This is a genomic window from Streptomyces lomondensis, from assembly GCF_014651035.1.
GTDB classification, from domain to species: domain Bacteria; phylum Actinomycetota; class Actinomycetes; order Streptomycetales; family Streptomycetaceae; genus Streptomyces; species Streptomyces lomondensis.
The window spans coordinates 475,710-492,356 of record NZ_BMWC01000002.1 but is presented as its reverse complement, the minus strand read 5'-3'; the positions used below and the strand labels follow the sequence as shown (position 1 = coordinate 492,356).

General features: G+C 73.4%; 12 protein-coding genes and 1 pseudogene. 7 read left to right on the top strand and 6 right to left on the bottom strand.

Features of this window, described 5'->3' with window-relative positions; all coding sequences use genetic code 11:
• Positions 1-42 precede the first annotated feature (42 nt).
• The 4 genes from IE255_RS09655 (at position 43) to sucD (ending at position 5,302) form a co-directional block, all read left to right on the top strand.
• Complete coding sequence (locus IE255_RS09655; RefSeq protein ID WP_190049769.1) at positions 43-1,209, top strand: VWA domain-containing protein; 1,167 nt, start codon at positions 43-45, stop codon at positions 1,207-1,209.
• Between the two features lie 239 nt (positions 1,210-1,448).
• Entirely contained in the window at positions 1,449-2,576 is a 1,128-nt protein-coding gene (locus tag IE255_RS09650; protein ID WP_190049768.1) for a hypothetical protein, read from the top strand.
• Positions 2,577-3,214: 638 nt separating this feature from the next.
• A complete protein-coding gene (gene sucC, locus IE255_RS09645; RefSeq protein WP_190049767.1) occupies positions 3,215-4,396 on the top strand; it encodes an ADP-forming succinate--CoA ligase subunit beta in 1,182 nt (393 codons plus the stop codon).
• Positions 4,397-4,417: 21 nt separating this feature from the next.
• Positions 4,418-5,302, top strand: coding sequence for a succinate--CoA ligase subunit alpha (gene sucD, locus IE255_RS09640; protein ID WP_190049766.1), 885 nt, complete (start codon positions 4,418-4,420; stop codon positions 5,300-5,302).
• 100 nt (positions 5,303-5,402) lie between these two features.
• On the opposite strand, the gene IE255_RS09635 is transcribed toward sucD, so the two are convergent.
• Both IE255_RS09635 and IE255_RS40330 read right to left on the bottom strand, forming a co-directional pair.
• On the bottom strand, positions 5,403-6,551 hold the full coding sequence (locus IE255_RS09635; RefSeq protein ID WP_372487521.1) for an RNA polymerase sigma factor: 1,149 nt from the start codon (positions 6,549-6,551) through the stop codon (positions 5,403-5,405).
• A gap of 297 nt (positions 6,552-6,848) precedes the next feature.
• Positions 6,849-6,959 (bottom strand): annotated as a pseudogene (locus IE255_RS40330) (RNA polymerase subunit sigma-24); the annotation flags it as partial.
• 114 nt (positions 6,960-7,073) lie between these two features.
• Here IE255_RS40330 and IE255_RS09630 point away from each other — a divergent pair.
• Positions 7,074-8,876 carry a cell division protein PerM gene (locus IE255_RS09630; RefSeq protein WP_229906336.1) on the top strand — a complete coding sequence of 601 codons (1,803 nt, stop codon included), beginning with the start codon at positions 7,074-7,076 and terminating at the stop codon, positions 8,874-8,876.
• 14 nt (positions 8,877-8,890) lie between these two features.
• On the opposite strand, the gene IE255_RS09625 is transcribed toward IE255_RS09630, so the two are convergent.
• On the bottom strand, positions 8,891-9,670 hold the full coding sequence (locus IE255_RS09625) for a hypothetical protein (protein ID WP_190049764.1): 780 nt from the start codon (positions 9,668-9,670) through the stop codon (positions 8,891-8,893).
• Between the two features lie 321 nt (positions 9,671-9,991).
• Between IE255_RS09625 and purN the strand changes: the two genes are divergently transcribed.
• Both purN and purH read left to right on the top strand, forming a co-directional pair.
• Entirely contained in the window at positions 9,992-10,630 is a 639-nt protein-coding gene (gene purN, locus IE255_RS09620; RefSeq protein ID WP_190049763.1) for a phosphoribosylglycinamide formyltransferase, read from the top strand.
• Positions 10,627-12,189, top strand: a complete 1,563-nt coding sequence (gene purH, locus IE255_RS09615; RefSeq protein ID WP_190049762.1) for a bifunctional phosphoribosylaminoimidazolecarboxamide formyltransferase/IMP cyclohydrolase — start codon at positions 10,627-10,629, stop codon at positions 12,187-12,189. The genes purN and purH overlap by 4 nt, the downstream gene beginning before the upstream one ends.
• A gap of 78 nt (positions 12,190-12,267) precedes the next feature.
• Here purH and IE255_RS09610 read toward each other — a convergent pair whose 3' ends face one another.
• The 3 genes from IE255_RS09610 to IE255_RS09600 form a co-directional block, all read right to left on the bottom strand.
• Complete coding sequence (locus tag IE255_RS09610; protein ID WP_190049761.1) at positions 12,268-13,956, bottom strand: serine/threonine-protein kinase; 1,689 nt, start codon at positions 13,954-13,956, stop codon at positions 12,268-12,270.
• Between the two features lie 79 nt (positions 13,957-14,035).
• The gene (locus tag IE255_RS09605; RefSeq protein WP_190049760.1) at positions 14,036-15,646 is read right to left on the bottom strand and encodes a protein kinase domain-containing protein; all 1,611 of its coding nucleotides are present in this window, start codon (positions 15,644-15,646) and stop codon (positions 14,036-14,038) included.
• A 220-nt stretch (positions 15,647-15,866) separates the two neighbouring features.
• On the bottom strand, positions 15,867-16,454 hold the full coding sequence (locus IE255_RS09600; RefSeq protein WP_190049759.1) for a hypothetical protein: 588 nt from the start codon (positions 16,452-16,454) through the stop codon (positions 15,867-15,869).
• Positions 16,455-16,647 lie beyond the last annotated feature (193 nt).

The window sequence follows — 16,647 nt, the reverse complement described above, 5'->3', positions numbered from 1 at the left end:
GGTGATCCCCCTGTGGGAGCGGCTTCGCGGGGGAGGCCACGGATGACGGCCGAGGTGACGGACCCGGCGCAGGAGCGGCTGCGGCGGTGGCGGCTCGTGCTCGGCGGAGACGCGGCGGACGGCACCGGATGCGCGCTGTCCGGTCAGGACGCGGCGATGGACGGGGCGCTCACCGCGCTCTACGGCAGGAAGGACGGCACGTCGCAGGGCGGCCGGGACCGTTCGGCGGGGCTCGGGGCGTCGGCGCCGTCCGTGGCGCGCTGGCTCGGGGACATCCGGACGTACTTCCCGTCCTCGGTCGTGCAGGTCATGCAGCGCGACGCCATCGACCGGCTCGGACTCGCCACGCTCCTGCTGGAGCCGGAGATGCTGGAGGCGGTGGAGGCCGACGTGCACCTGGTCGGCACGCTGCTGTCGCTCAACAAGGCGATGCCCGAGACGACGAAGGAGACGGCACGGGCCGTCGTACGCAAGGTCGTCGAGGACCTGGAGAAGCGGCTCGCCACCCGCACCCGGGCCACCCTCACCGGCGCCCTCGACCGCAGCGCCCGCATCAACCGGCCACGACACCACGACATCGACTGGAACCGCACCATCGCGGCCAACCTCAAGCACTACCTGCCCGAGTACCGGACGATCGTGCCGGAGCGGCTCATCGGGTACGGGCGGGCGACCCAGTCCACGAAGAAGGAGGTCATCCTCTGTATCGACCAGTCGGGATCCATGGCGGCATCGGTCGTGTACGCATCGGTGTTCGGAGCGGTGCTCGCCTCGATGCGGACGATCTCCACGCGACTCGTCGTCTTCGACACGGCGGTCGTCGACCTCACCGACCAGCTCGACGACCCGGTCGACGTCCTGTTCGGGACGCAACTCGGCGGCGGTACGGACATCAACCGGGCGCTCGCGTACTGCCAGTCGCAGATCACCCGGCCCGCGGAGACGGTGGTCGTGCTGATCAGCGACCTCTATGAGGGCGGAATACGCAACGAGATGCTCAAGCGGGTCTCGGCGATGAAGGCGTCGGGGGTGCAGTTCGTGACGCTGCTGGCGCTCTCGGACGAGGGGGCACCGGCGTACGACCGGGAGCACGCGGCCGCGCTCGCCGCGTTGGGGGCACCGGCGTTCGCCTGCACGCCCGATCTGTTCCCGGAGGTGATGGCGGCGGCGATCGAGAAGCGGCCGTTGCCGATACCGGATGCGGCGTGATGCGGAGCGGTTGGATGGCGACTTGTCGATGCAGTCATCGAAATCGGGTTGCTAAAAGGGACATGACTGGTCATCAGTAGGGAGGGGCTTGCGCAACCTCCGCACTCCCGTGCGAGGATCAGCGCCTGCTCGGCGGTGCGTCGCGCTGTGCCGGGCAGTACCGCGTGGTGCCGACTCGGTGCCCGTAACGCGTGACGCGTTCCGCGCCTGTTCCGTCGCACGGGAGGAAGCTCCCCCTCTTGACCTGGTCAGCAGCCCTGCCCGGTGCCGCGCTGCGCATGCTGCGCACGGCGGCCGGGCGGCGTGCCCTCCAGGTGGGGCTGCTGGTGGGCGGAGTGCTCCTCATCGGGCTGCTGTGCGGAGAGCGGGCGCATGCGGCGGACGGCGGGCGCGTATTGACGAACGGCACGGCTGGGTGGACCGAGGCGACAGATCCTCACGTCGTGCCCGGAGCCGACGCCGCTCACGGCGTCAGGGCCGTAGAGGAGCGAGTCGTACGGGCCGCTGGTGTGGTGGGCCAGGTGGTGAGCGGGGGCCGGGCGGAGTCGGGGGCGGAGGCGACGGAGCCTGCACCGGCACAGTCGCCCAAGCGGCCGTCGACGCCGGTACCTCCCGACCGACCGAAGCCGCCACGCCTGCCGGCGCCGGTGCTGCCCGAGCTGCGGTTGCTGTCCGGACTGCCGACTGGGCCGACGCTGCCCGAGCTGCCCGACGCCCCAGCGGCGCCGGCGCTGCCCGAGCTCCCGCCGCTGTCCGACCTGCCCGCCCAGCCGCCGCTCCCCACGCTCCCTGACGCCCCCGCCGTCCCCGACGCCCCCGCCCTCCCCGACCTGCCGAGCCTGCCCGCCCTGCCGGACGTCCCCGCCCCGCCCGATGACGGCGTCGCCCTCCCCGGAGAGCCCGGTTCTCCCTGGCTGCCCAGCCGTCCGGCCCTGCCCGGCCACGCCCTTCCCGTGCCGGTGGTGGCTCAGCCGCAGCCGGGCGGTGTGCAGGCGCCGTCGGATGACGGGTCTGTCTCCGTCGAGCGGTCCGAGGTGATGGAGCCGACCGGTGCGGGTGCGGGCACCAGGGCATACGACGCCGAGCACGGCTCCCGTGCCGGCCGGCGAGACCACGGGGACCCGGACCGCGCCGGACAGCCCGCCCACGTCCGGCACGCCCCGGCCGAACACGCCCCCGGCGGTCGTCCTGACGGCACGCTCGGGCATCGGGCCACCGTCGACAACAGCACCTCGCGCCAGGGTGACGTGCATGCCGTCACCCTGGACCACCGCGCCCCGCTGAGGCTCGTCCCCGGGGCCGCGGCCTGCTCCTACGCGGACGGAACCCGGGACAGACACCGGGACGTAAGCGTCTTCCCCGGCTAGCACACCTGGCGCACCCGGCCGGACCGCCGCGCCCCGTCGCAGATCGGCCACGCGGGGCAGCCGCGTCCCGTCCCTGGAGCCCCGTGGGTCGTCGCCCCGGGGGCCGTCCCACCGGCACCCATCCGCACCCATCCACCCTCATCCGCACCCATCCACCCTCATCCGCACCCATCCACCCTCATCCGCACCCATCCGCCCAAGAGCTCTACGAGGCATCCGGCCCCGGACGGCCGAAAGCCGTCGGTCGTCCGGGGCCGGAACCTCGTGGATGGGGCCGGCTGGTCCCCATTGGGGTGGGGACCAACCGGCCCGCACCCCGGAGAGCCTGGTCCTTAGCAGGGACTTTGCGCTCCTTCGGGGGTGTTCGGCGGGCCTCACCGGGTCAACCCCAGCCCGGTGAGGCCCCTCACCCCAGGCACGCCGTGCCAGAGAGCGCGGCATCATGTGACAGGTATCACCGCTCAGGTGTGACCCTCGATTTAGAGCGGCTCCGCAAGCGGCGATAACCTGCGAGACGGACATGCCGCGCGCTCGGACACCGTGTGCGCCTCCCTTGTGACACATGCGGACGTCACGTTGCCCTTCGCGGCACGCCCACGCATCCAACGAACCGCGATCACTGATAGGGACGGAAGCGCGTGGACCTGTTCGAGTACCAGGCGAGGGACCTCTTCGCCAAGCACGATGTACCGGTGCTGGCCGGTGAAGTCATCGACACGCCTGAGGCGGCCCGCGCAGCCACCGAGCGCCTCGGTGGCAAGTCCGTCGTCAAGGCCCAGGTGAAGGTCGGCGGCCGTGGCAAGGCCGGTGGCGTCAAGCTCGCCGCCGACGCGGACGAGGCCGTCGCCCGCGCGACGGACATCCTCGGCATGGACATCAAGGGCCACACGGTCCACAAGGTGATGATCGCCGAGACGGCCCCGGAGATCCTGGAGGAGTACTACGTCTCCTTCCTCCTGGACCGTGCCAACCGCACCTTCCTCTGCATTGCCTCCGTCGAGGGCGGCATGGACATCGAGGAGGTGGCGGCCACCCGCCCGGAGGCCGTCGCCAAGATCGACGTCGACGCCATCGACGGTGTGGACAAGGCCAAGGCCCAGGAGATCGTGGCCGCCGCCAAGTTCCCGGCCGAGGTCGCCGACAAGGTCGCGGACGTCCTCGTCAAGCTGTGGGACACCTTCGTCAAGTCGGACGCCCTCCTCGTCGAGGTGAACCCGCTGGCCAAGGTCGCCTCCGGTGACGTCATCGCCCTCGACGGCAAGGTGTCCCTCGACGACAACGCCGAGTTCCGCCACCCCGAGTTCGAGGAGCTCCACGACAAGGCCGCCGCCAACCCGCTCGAGGCGGCCGCCAAGGCCAAGGGCCTGAACTACGTGAAGCTCGAGGGCGAGGTCGGCATCATCGGCAACGGCGCCGGCCTGGTCATGTCGACCCTGGACGTCGTCGCGTACGCCGGTGAGGCGCACAAGAACGTCAAGCCCGCCAACTTCCTCGACATCGGCGGCGGCGCCTCCGCCGAGGTCATGGCGAACGGCCTCGAGATCATCCTCGGCGACCCGGACGTCAAGTCCGTCTTCGTCAACGTCTTCGGCGGCATCACCGCCTGCGACGCCGTCGCCAACGGCATCGTGCAGGCCCTGGAGCTCCTGGAGTCCAAGGGCGAAGAGGTCACCAAGCCGCTGGTCGTGCGCCTCGACGGCAACAACGCCGAACTGGGTCGCCAGATCCTCGACGACCGCAACCACCCGCTCGTGCAGCGCGTGGACACCATGGACGGCGCGGCCGACAAGGCCGCCGAGCTGGCTGCTGCCGCGAAGTAAGGGACGAGGTCACAGAACACCATGGCTATCTTCCTCACCAAGGAATCCAAGGTCATCGTCCAGGGCATGACCGGCTCGGAGGGTCAGAAGCACACCCGCCGCATGCTGGCGTCCGGCACGAACATCGTCGGTGGCGTGAACCCGCGCAAGGCGGGCACCAGCGTCGACTTCGACGGCACCGAGGTACCCGTCTTCGGCTCCGTCAAGGAGGCCATCGAGAAGACCGGCGCCGACGTCACGGTCATCTTCGTCCCGGAGAAGTTCACCAAGGACGCGGTCGTCGAGGCCATCGACGCCGAGATCCCGCTCGCGGTCGTCATCACCGAGGGCATCGCGGTGCACGACACGGCGTCCTTCTGGGCCTACGCGGGCAAGAAGGGCAACAAGACCCGCATCATCGGCCCGAACTGCCCCGGCCTGATCACCCCCGGCCAGTCGAACGCCGGCATCATCCCGGCCGACATCACCAAGCCGGGCCGCATCGGCCTGGTGTCGAAGTCCGGCACGCTGACGTACCAGATGATGTACGAGCTGCGCGACATCGGCTTCTCCACCTGCGTCGGCATCGGCGGTGACCCGATCATCGGCACCACCCACATCGACGCGCTGAAGGCGTTCCAGGACGACCCCGACACCGACCTGATCGTCATGATCGGTGAGATCGGCGGCGACGCCGAGGAGCGGGCCGCGGCCTTCATCAAGGAGAACGTGACCAAGCCGGTCGTCGGCTACGTCGCGGGCTTCACCGCGCCCGAGGGCAAGACCATGGGCCACGCCGGCGCCATCGTCTCCGGTTCGTCCGGCACCGCCCAGGCGAAGAAGGAGGCCCTCGAGGCCGCCGGCGTCAAGGTCGGCAAGACGCCGACCGAGACCGCCAAGCTGGCCCGCGAGATCCTCGCCGGCTGACGCCACTCCGGCTGACAGTGGGCCCGCTCCCCGCCCGGGGGCGGGCCCACCGCCGTTTCCGTGCCCACAGGCCTGTCACCGGCCTGTCACCACCGGCCTGTCACCGCGGCTGCGGCAGCAACCGCTCCGGCCCCTTCTGCTCCTCCTCGCGCAGCTTCGCCCGCAGTTCCCGCTCCGACTCCGACAGCGGCCCGGGTGCGACCCGCGGCGGCACGCCCTGGACCGTCTCTCCCCGCGGCACGGGTGGCTCGTAGTGCGTGGGGGCCGTGCGGGCGGTGAGGGCAGTGGCGCCGATCAGGGCCACCGTGAAGGCGATGGCAGCCCGGGTCCAGAAGCGGGCCCGGCGTTCCCCGCCCTGCCGCACCACCAGCGGTTTGGCGGCCCGGAGCCGCTCGGTCGAGGCCAGTTCGACCAGCCGCCAGTGCAGCACCTCGGGGTCCGCCAGCTCCGGCAGCCGCTCGGCGAGCGCCTCACGGGCGTGCATCAGCCGGTTCGCCGCCGCCCGGGTGCTCGCCTCCGTCTCCGCCGCGGTCTCCGGCAGGCCGAGCCCGACCCCGTCGTAGAGCAGCAGCGTGCGGCGGTAGGACGGCGGGAGCTTCAGCAGGGTGTCCATAAGCGCGCGGTCGAACGTGTCCGAGGGCGGCGGCTCCGGGTAGCGGTAGCGGGCCCGGAACCGGTGCCACGGAGAGAGCGCGCACTCGTACGCAATCGCGCGCACCCAGCCCGCCGGGTCGCGGTCGCGGGCCACCTCGGGCCAGCGCTGCCAGGCGATCTGGAAGGCCCGCTCCACCGACTCCCGGGCCAGCTCACGGCGACCGGTCAGCAGATAGGTCTGCCGGACGAGCGCGGGAGCGCAGAGGCCGTACAGCGCGTCGAAGGCCTGCTCGGGCGTCAGCACATCGGCCGCGTCACCGGCCCGCCCCGTCCCCACGGCCCGAGCGGCCCCACGACTCCGCTCGCGCACCGGGGCTCGATCGGAGGCAGAGGTGCGGACTCGGTCGAGGACAGGGGGGTGGCCTCGGTCGGCGGCCGGGGTGTGCCCTCGGTCGGATACGGGAGGGAGGCCGCGGTCGGGGCCGGGCGTGTGCGGTCGTTCGGGCGCAGGGCCCCGCAGCCGGTCGGCGGCCGAGGCGCGCCCCCGGCCCGGGTCCGCGACGCCTGTACGCCGCCGGCCCGTGACGGAGTTCCGGCTCCGGTCGTCCACGGAGGCACGCTTCCCGCCGGCGGCAAAGGCGCGTCCCGCGCCCACGGTGGGTCCCGCCTCGGCCGCAGAGGCGCGTCCCGCGCCCGCCGTAGAAGCCCGGCCCCGCTCCGCAGCCGCGGCAGCCCTCCGCCGGTCCCGCCCGCCTGCTCGCCGGGTCTTCCCCTCATCAGATGCGGGGTCACCATATGCGGGTTCTCCGGATGCCGGATCACCGGATGCCGGATCGTCAGAACCGGCGGCACTCGCATGAGGCGACGTCACCTCCCCCTCCGGCACCAGCGAGTTCAGCAACTTCGCGTACTTCTCCCCTTTGCGGCCGCGCGGCGTGACGTGGCCGGTCTCCCACCCGCGCACCGTCTCGCTGGTGACACCCACCCGGGAGGCCAGCTGAGCCCGCGTCAGCGAGGCGGCCTCACGCAGGCGTCGACGCTCCTTCGGCGGGGGGAGCGGCATGGCAGGGCTCTGTGTCACAGGGCGCCCCTCCGTACGGAAAAGTACATAAACGTATATTGAGCGACACAACGGTGGTTCGCCTGTTACGACGGGAAAGCGCGTGTCGTTGGGAGCATGGCGGGCGTGATCGAGATGACCGCTCGCCGACGTCCGTCGCCGCCCCTGCTCCTTCGGATGCGCGACCGCACGCCCGGACTGGTCGGCGGCCTGGCGGACGGCGCGGTCGCGGCGGGCCTGGGGCTCGCCTCGTTCGCCGTGCTCGTGATGATGCTGTGGATCAGCTCCCCGTATCCCGACAGCGGCCCCGGCGGCGCGCTGCACGTCGCGGCGGCGCTCTGGCTACTGGCCCACGGCGCCGAACTGGTCCGCACCGACACGCTCTCCGGCGTCCCCGCCCCCGTGGGCATCCCGCCCCTGCTGCTGCTCGCGCTGCCCGTGTGGTTGCTGCACCGGGCGGCGCGGGACGCAGCGGACGGCGGGGCGGGCGACGAGGACGACGGCTTCGGCGAGGACGTCGAGCCGGGCGAGGGACCGCCGCTCGTTCCCGCCCGCACCGCCTGGACGGGCGTCGTCCTCGGCTACCTCGCCGTCGCCGCGCCCGCCGCCCTGTACGCCGCCGGCGGTGCGCTGCGGCCGTCGTGGGTGTGGACGGCGGTGTGCGTGCCGCTGGTCGCGGCCGTGGCGGCGGGGGCGGGCGTGTGGTCGGCGTACGGCCGTCCGGGCGGGCCGCTGCGGCGGCTGCTGGGCGTGCTGCCGGCGGGAGTACGGCCGCTGGTCCTCGGCCCGGACGGCCGCCCGGGTGTCGCCGCCCGGGCGACGGCGGCCGGGCTGGCGGTGCTGGTCGGAGGCGGCGCGCTGCTGGTGGCGTTGTCGCTGGTGGGGCACGGTACGACGGCCCAGGCGTCGCTGCTCCGGCTGACCGAGGCCTGGTCGGGGCGGTTCGCGGTGCTGCTGTTGTGCGCGGCCCTGCTGCCGAACGCGGCGGTGTGGGGTGCCGCCTACGCCCTCGGCCCCGGCTTCGCCCTCGGCGCCGGCCATGTCGTCAGCCCGCTGTCCTCGGCGCCGGCTCCGTTCCTGCCGCCGTTTCCGCTGCTGGCGGCGGTGCCGGAGGCGGGGGAGGGGACGCCGGTGCACTGGGCGGCCGGGGCCGTGCCGGTGGCCGCAGGTGTCGTCGTCGGCTGGATGGTGGCGAAGGGCGCGGCCCCCGGGGAGGGCGGGGCGACGAGGCCGGGCGGCGGGCGGGCCGTGGTCTGGTCGGCGGCGCGCACCGCCCGTGCGGCCGGTCTCACGGCCGTGTTCTGCGCGGCCGTGCTCGCGGGGCTCGCCGCGCTGGCGGGCGGGCCGCTCGGGGCCGCCGTCCTGGCCGGTTTCGGGCCGGTGTGGTGGCAGGTGGGCGCCGCGACACTGGCGTGGCTGACGCTGGTGGCGGTCCCGACGGCGGTGGGGGTACGGGCCTGGCGGTGCCGGTCGCCCCGGGCGGAGGAGGCGAGGATCGGCAGGCAGCGGGAGGAGGCGGCCGAGGGCACGCACCGGAGCGGGCGGCTGTGGAACGGGCCGCGTCCGGGTGGCGGCTGGTTCCGGCGCACGGGAGTCGCCGGAGTCGCAGGGGTGGCCGGAGTCCCCGGGGGCGGCGGAGTCCCCGGGCGTGCCGGGGATGAGGTGCCACCGGCGACCCCGGAGCCCGCACCGAACACGCCGGACACGCCGGACATGCCCTACGCGCCCTTCGACCACGACGCCCTGTACGGCCTCAGCGACCAGGAGCAGCCACCCGACACCGACTTCGAGCCCTACCACTTCCTGCCGGCCGACCCGGCCCCCGAGCCGCGCGACCCCCGGCAGTCCGGCCGGGCACCGCAGCCCCGCGACACCACACCCTCACCCGGCGACCCGACCTCCGAGCCGGGCCGTCCGTGAGGCGGTGCGAGGCGTCAGCCGTCCGTCCCCAGCACGCCCCGCAGCTCCTCCGGGAGCAGTGTCGAGCAGGACTGCCTGGCCTCGTTCGTGAGGGCGTCGTTCGTGCACGTGTAGTAGTCCCGGTAGACCAGCTGGGCCGCGAAGGTCGCGGCGACCAGGGCGATCGCCAGCGACGCCGTGACCAGGCCGCTCACCGCCGCCGTCGTCTGGGGGCGGCCCTGCTGCTCGGGGGCCGGGGAGTCCGGGTCGGGCCTGCGGGGGTTGGCGCGCAGGGCGCTGATGCCCCAGTAGAGGGCGAGCGCGCCGAGCAGCAGCGCCACGTACGGCCAGCTGAAGAGGGCGAAGAAGAAGGCCCACATGCCCGACAGCAGGGCGTAGCGCGCGCGGCGCTGGGCGGGGTCCGTCGGGTCCCAGCGCATGGTCGGACCGCCGCCCTGGGGGCCGCCCGGGCCCTCGGGGCCGCCGCGGGGGCGTTCGCCGAAGCCGTCCTGGGAGCGGCCGGGCTGGCGGTCGCTCCACTGGCTGCCCCAGGGCGAGCGGTCGCGCTCGCCGCCCTCCCCGGAGTCGCCCGACGGGCGGCGCGGCTGCCAGGGCCGGTCCGGGGTGCCCTCGGGCGGCGGGGCGAAGGGGTTGTCCTCCTGGGAGCCGCGCCCCCGCCCGTCGCCGCTGTCGCCGTCGGACGGCGCGTCGGGCGGTGAGCTGGGGCGCTCCCGCAGCAGCACGGCGCCGCGCTCCCCTCCCTGTGCTGCCGACAGCGGGGGGAACGTGAGGAGTCGCAGGCTGCGGTCCGGCATCAAGTGAGCGTCTTCCCGTTGGTGAGTAGGGCTGGGCGGATGGGACAGTCGGTGCGGCGTGGGGGGCCGGGTCCGTCACCTCCTGAACGCATCGCGCCCGGACAGCGTTCCCGAACCCGCTCCGCCCAGACGCTACCTTCCGGCCATGCCCCCGTCCCGTGGGGGCCGTCCGGTGTGCCGGTATCGTTGCTGACGGTCGGCCGGTTCGTAGGCTTCCCCGTATCCGGGGGCGCGAAGCATTCGTATGAATGTACAAACGCCAAGGTGATACGCCAAGGTCCGGCCGCTGGACAGACGCTCCCCCGAGAAAGGCCCACCACCGTGGCCGCCAAGCCCGTGGCCCCGCGCGCCAAGCGCCTCGTCGTGCTGGTCTCCGGATCCGGCACCAACCTCCAGGCGCTGCTCGACGAGATCGCCGCCACCGGCGCGCAGGAGTACGGGGCCGAGATCGTGGCCGTCGGCGCCGACCGCGAGGGCATCGAGGGGCTGGCGCGTGCCGAGCGCGCCGGGCTGCCGACCTTCGTGTGCAAGGTCAAGGAGTACGGCAGCCGCGAGGAGTGGGACGCCGCCCTCGCCGAGGCCGTCGCCGCCTACGAGCCCGACCTCGTCGTCTCCGCCGGGTTCATGAAGATCGTCGGCAAGGAGTTCCTGGCCCGGTTCGGCGGGCGGTTCGTCAACACGCACCCCGCCCTGCTGCCCAGTTTCCCGGGAGCCCACGGCGTGCGGGACGCGCTCGCGTACGGCGCCAAGGTCACCGGCTGCACCGTCCACTTCGTCGACGACGGCGTCGACACCGGGCCGATCATCGCGCAGGGCGTGGTGGAGGTCCGGGACGAGGACGACGAAGGCGCTCTGCACGAGCGCATCAAGGAAGTCGAGCGAAGGCTGCTCGTCGAGGTCGTGGGGCGGCTCGCCCGCAACGGCTATCGCATTGAGGGACGAAAGGTAGTTATCCAGTGACCGCCGAGAGCAACAAGCGGCCCCTTCGCCGGGCGCTCGTCAGCGTCTACGACAAGACCGGTCTCGAGGACCTCGCGCGCGGGCTCCACGAGGCCGGGGTCGAGCTCGTCTCCACCGGCTCCACCGCCGCGAAGATCGCCGCTGCCGGCGTCCCCGTCACCAAGGTCGAGGAGCTCACCGGCTTCCCCGAGTGCCTCGACGGCCGCGTCAAGACCCTGCACCCGCGCGTGCACGCCGGCATCCTCGCCGACCTGCGCCTGGAGGACCACCAGCGGCAGCTCGCCGAGCTGGGTGTCGAGCCGTTCGACCTCGTCGTCGTCAACCTCTACCCGTTCCGCGAGACCGTCGCCTCCGGTGCCTCGCCCGACGAGTGCGTGGAGCAGATCGACATCGGCGGTCCGTCGATGGTCCGGGCCGCGGCCAAGAACCACCCGTCGGTCGCGGTCGTCACCAGCCCGGCCCGGTACGCCGATGTGCTCAAGGCCGTCCAGAGCGGCGGCTTCGACCTCGCCGCCCGCAAGCGGCTCGCCGCCGAGGCCTTCCAGCACACGGCCGCCTACGACGTCGCCGTGGCCTCCTGGTTCGCCTCCTCCTACGCGCCCGTCGACGAGTCGCAGTTCCCCGACTTCCTCGGCGCCACCTGGGAGCGCGAGCACACCCTGCGCTACGGCGAGAACCCGCACCAGCCCGCCGCGCTCTACGTCTCGGGCACCGGCGGCCTCGCCGAGGCCGAGCAGCTGCACGGCAAGGAGATGTCGTACAACAACTACACGGACACGGACGCCGCGCGCCGTGCCGCGTACGACCACGCCGAGCCGTGCGTCGCGATCATCAAGCACGCCAACCCCTGCGGCATCGCGATCGGCGCGGACGTCGCCGAGGCGCACCGCAAGGCGCACGCCTGCGACCCGCTGTCGGCGTTCGGCGGCGTGATCGCCGTCAACCGCCCGGTCAGCAAGGAGATGGCCGAGCAGGTCGCGGAGATCTTCACCGAGGTCATCGTCGCGCCGGACTACGAGGACGGCGCCCTGGAGGCCCTCACCAAGAAGAAGAACATCCGCGTGCTGCGCTGCCCCGACGGCCCTTCCGCCGCCGTGGAGGTCAAGCCGATCGACGGCGGCGCGCTGCTCCAGGTCACCGACCGGCTCCAGGCCGACGGCGACGACCCGGCGAACTGGACGCTGGCGACCGGCGAGGCGCTGAGCGCCGGGGAGCTGGCGGAGCTGGCCTTCGCCTGGAAGGCCTGCCGCGCGGTGAAGTCCAACGCGATCCTGCTCGCCAAGGACGGCGCCTCGGTCGGCGTCGGCATGGGGCAGGTCAACCGCGTCGACTCCTGCAAGCTCGCCGTGGAGCGGGCCGGGGAGGAGCGGGCCCGGGGTGCGTACGTCGCGTCGGACGCGTTCTTCCCGTTCCCCGACAACATCGACGTCCTGGGCGCCGCGGGCGTCAAGGCCATCGTCCAGCCCGGCGGTTCCGTCCGTGACGAGCTGGTCGTCGAGGCCGCGCGGAAGGCCGGCATCACGATGTACTTCACGGGGACGCGGCACTTCTTCCACTGAGGCCGGATGCGGGGGCGGCGGCCGGGTCGTGGCCGCCGCCCCCCTTTTTTCGTCTTTCGTTACGAATTTCGTCTTTCGTTACGAACCGCGCAGCGCCGCCCACGTCCTGGGCCCGACCTTGCCGTCCGCGTCCAGCCCCTTGTCGCGCTGGAAGCCCCGGACCGCCTTGGCGGTGTCCTTGCCGAACCGGCCGTCCACGCCCGCGCCGCCCAGGTCGTAGCCGCGCTTGGCCAGCATGCACTGGACCTGCACCACGCGCTGGCCGCTGTCGCCGCGCCGGGTGAGTTCGGTGCCGGAGTAGTAGGTGCAGTCGGTGAGCCACGGGGGCTCGGCGGGGGTGGCCGGCGGACGCGGGGGTGTCGTGGCGGGGGAGGGGCGGGGCTGCGTCGTCGTCGGTGGGGGCGACGGGGTGGTACGGGCCTCCTCCCGGGGCTTCTCGTCCGGGCTGGGCGGGGCTTCCGTGGGCTCGGGGGTCGTCGGCCTCCCGGACGGGGAGGAGGGGCTCGGGGCCTCGAATCCCGTCAGGCCGGTGTGGTCGTCACCCGGGCCGGACGCACTGGCCGTCGCGGCGGGGGAGCCGGAGGCGTCGGCCGGGGCCGCCGGGCGGGTGACCACATAGGCGGTGACGGCGACGGCGCACACGGTGAGGACGGCGGCGAGGACGGCGTACGGCTTCAGGCGCCGCCGGGCCGCGGTGCCACCCGCGGGCGTACCCGGCGGCGGTCCGAAGCCCGGCCCCGGGGACGGACCTGCCACCGCCGGCCGCACCTCCGGCCGCGGTACCGGGCTCTCCCGCAGCACCTCGCCGGCCTGCTGCCGAGCGAGGAGGCGGTTGTCCAGCGGCTCCTGCCAGGCCGCGGCCCGGGGCCGGGACATCGACGCCTCGACCAGGTCCGCGGGGTCCGGGCGGCGGGACGGGTCCTTGGCGAGACAGGCCGTCAGGAGGTCGGCCAGGGCCGGGTCGACCGTCCGTACCTCGGCCATGACCTCCGCGTTCGGCTCCTCCGACGCGATGCGGTGCAGGACGTCGACGCCGGTGCCGTCGCCGAACGGGGCGTGCCCGGTGACCGCGTGGACGACGGTGCTCGCGCAGCAGAACACGTCCGAGGCCGTGTCGCAGCGGCCGTCCCTGAGGTACTCGGGGGACATGAAGGCGGGCGTGCCGACGCGGTTGCCGGTCGTGGTGATCGCGCTGGCGTCGGCGGCCTGCGCGATGCCGAAGTCGACGACGTGGGCGCGCTGCCGGGTCAGCAGGACGTTCGACGGCTTGAAGTCCCGGTGCACGATGCCGGTCGCGGCCAGCACGCCCAGCGCCTGCCCGAGATCACCGACCAGCCGCCACGCCCCGTCCGGCCGCAGCACACCGCACGCGCGCACCGCCTCCGCCAGGTTGAGGCCGGGTAAGTAGGCCGTCGCCATCCACAGCAGTTCCGTGTCGGGCTCGAACCCCGTGCCCAGCAGCTCCGGGGTGTAGGGCGCGCCCACGCGCGCGTGCACGGTGGCCTCCCGCTCGAACCGCCGCCGGAAGTCCGCGTTCTCGGCGTACTCGGGCCGGATGACCTTCACCGCGGCGAGCCCGGGTGTCCCGTCCGCCTGCCGCGCCAGGTAGACCCGGCCCATGCCGCCGCTGCCGAGCAGGCCCAGCGGCACGTACGGCCCGATGCGCACGGGATCCGCGGGCCGCAGTGGTGTCGCCCCCGACCGCCGGAGCGCGGCGTCACGGGACGCCGGAGTGCCGGACGGCCTGGGCGGCCGATGGTCTGACATGGATCCCCCGAGTGGTGTCCTCACCAACGTGCTCTCGTGTCACATCAGTTGGGGTGAGGCTACCGCCTGACCCCGCGGGTCATCTCTTGCCGGGCGGCGCGTACTCCTTGAGGAAGTGGGCGACGCGGTCGGCGTAGCCGCGTACGTCCGACGGTACGCCGCCCGCCTTGTTCACCGTCCGGTACGACCTCCGGTAGGCGGCGGCGATCAGTACCCGCCGGTCGCCCGGCAGCTCCTCGTGCAGGCGCGGTGCGATCCAGCACAGGTAGCGGCCCATCGCCGGGATGGACTCCGCGGGCGGGAAGGGGGGTTGGGGGACGGTCTCCCCGGGGGTGCCGTCCTCGTTCATCCACCAGCGCAGCACGCGCGGGGTCCAGCGGGCGATGCCGTACTCGTCGTTGGCGGGGTCCGCGAGGTCCGGGTCGAAGTCGCTCTCCACCTTCAGCATGGCGGCGATCAGGACCGGGGTGACGTCCTTCTGGTCGCAGTCGTGCGCCGTCTCGACGATCAGCAGCCGGTACGCGGGCGGGATGCCCCGGTCGGTGCGGAGTTCGGCGGCGCCGTACGCGGCGGCGGAGACGTGCGCCGTCGCGCCGGAGCCACCGCCGCCCCCGCCCGGGGCGCCGTCGGCCCGGACGCTGATGCCGTAGGCGAGCGCGGCGACGGCGGTGGCGGCAGCGGCCACGGCCGCCGCGACCGGCGTACGGCCAAAGCCGCGGCGGGCCGGGCTCAGGCGGGGCGGGCGGAAGGGGCGGTGGCCGGTGCCGGTGGCCGCCGCGACCCGGCGCAGCAGCGCCTCGCCGGTGATGCGGTCCGCGTGGGTGCGGGTCAGGCAGGCGGACACGATCCGCCGCCAGTCGTCCGGCAGTTCGGGGGACAGGCGCAGTTCGTCGGTGCCGCGGGCGTAGGCCGCCGCCGCGTCGCGGCGGGCCACCGGGGTGGCGCCGGGCAGCGGGAAGGAGTCGGTGAGGACGAGGTGGGCGAGGACGCCGAAGGCCCAGACGTCGGCGGACGGGCGGATCCGGCGGCCGCGCTCGCCGATCTCGGTCCACAGCAGCTCGGGCGGGGTGTAGTCCGGGGTGGAGAAGGCCGGGGTATAGGCGTGGGTGCCCTCCAGTTCGGCGGCCATGTTGAAGTCGGCGAGCCGGACCGAACCGTCCTCCATCAGCAGCACGTTGGCCGGCTTCAGGTCGCCGTGCACCCAGCCGGCCCCGTGCAGCTGGGCCAGCCCCTCGCAGACCTGCGCGAGCAGCGCGGGGCCGGCCGCGGGCCGGGGCGTGGCGGCGAGCAGCGCGGACAGGGAGCCCTCGGCCCGCTCCAGGACGAGGACGGTGGCGCCGTCCAGCTCCGGGCGGTCCGGGTCGTCGACCGTCAGCGTCTCGTACATCCGCACCAGCCGCGGATGCCGCAGCCGCCGGTACAGCTCGACCTCCCGCTCGATCAGCTCCCGCAGATGGGTCAGCCGGCGGGGCGTGGCCGTGCCGGTGGGCAGGAACTTCAGGGCGGCCGTCCGCGGCAGCTCCTCATCGCCCGCGCGCGGACGGGAGCGGCCCTCGGGCCGCCCGGTGGCGTCACCGGTGCGCCGGGCGGCGTACACACTGCCGAAGGCGCCGGTCGCGATGGGCTCGCGCACCTCCCAGACGCCGACCCGGTACCCCTTCGGCACGGGCACGGCGTAGGGCTCGGTCACCGGGCCACCCCGCCCGACGGCCCGCGGCGCTGGATGTGGTTTCGCTGGTCCTCCGTGGTCGGCGGAGGTACGGCGATGATGCTGTACAAGGTGCTCTCCCCGTGCCTGACAGCTACCACCGTCAGACTAGGGCGACGCGCCAGGGCCGTGCCCCCCTCGTACGGGTGAGACACGGCCCTTGGGTGTGATTGGCGTGAACGGTCCGGTCGACCGGGTCCGTTCAGTAGCGGGGGCGGTTGAACCAGGCCTTGCCGTTGGCGTTGCCGACGAACACCGCCACCAGGACGGCCAGGATGGTGTGCACCAGGCCGATGATGACGAACGGGTAGATGCCGAGCACCGCGGTGATGATGGCGAAGACCAGGATGGTGATCCGGGCGCCGTTGCCGCCGTTCTTGAACTTCGTCGCCAGGACGGCCGCGAACACGAGCCAGGCCACGCCGAACACCACGTAGCCCCAGATCACGCCGGTCGACTGGCCGACCAGGTCCTGGAAGGCGGTGTTGTCCTGGAGGGACTCGTCGTCCTTCGCGGCGTTCAGGGCCGCGGCGGCGAAGGCGAGCAGCACCACGCCGACGACCTGGAGGCCGACGATCACCCACATCATCACGCGGGCCGCGCTCACCGAGCTCGGCATCGTGGTCGGCGCGGCCGGTCCGCCGTAGGGGGACACCGGAGGGGCCTGCGGGTAGCCGTAGCCGGGTGCCTGCCCCTGCTGCTGCGGGTAGCCGTAACCCGGCTGCTGCTGCTGCTGCGGCTGCTGCCCCTGGGGAGCGCCGTAGGGATTGTTCGGGTCGCCGTAGCTCATGGCGGACTTTCCTCCGTTGTTCCGAGTGCGGGGACGCGCGTGGCATCCGCACGGAGGAGAGTTCTTCAGATTGCGGCCGTCCCCCCGTTGAGCTGCCCGCGGCACTTGTCAGGTCATCGTTCTTCACCACTGACGGGCTTGTCCAGCCGCATTCCCGATGTGTTGTGCAAGTGCAACATCGCTGATCATGAGC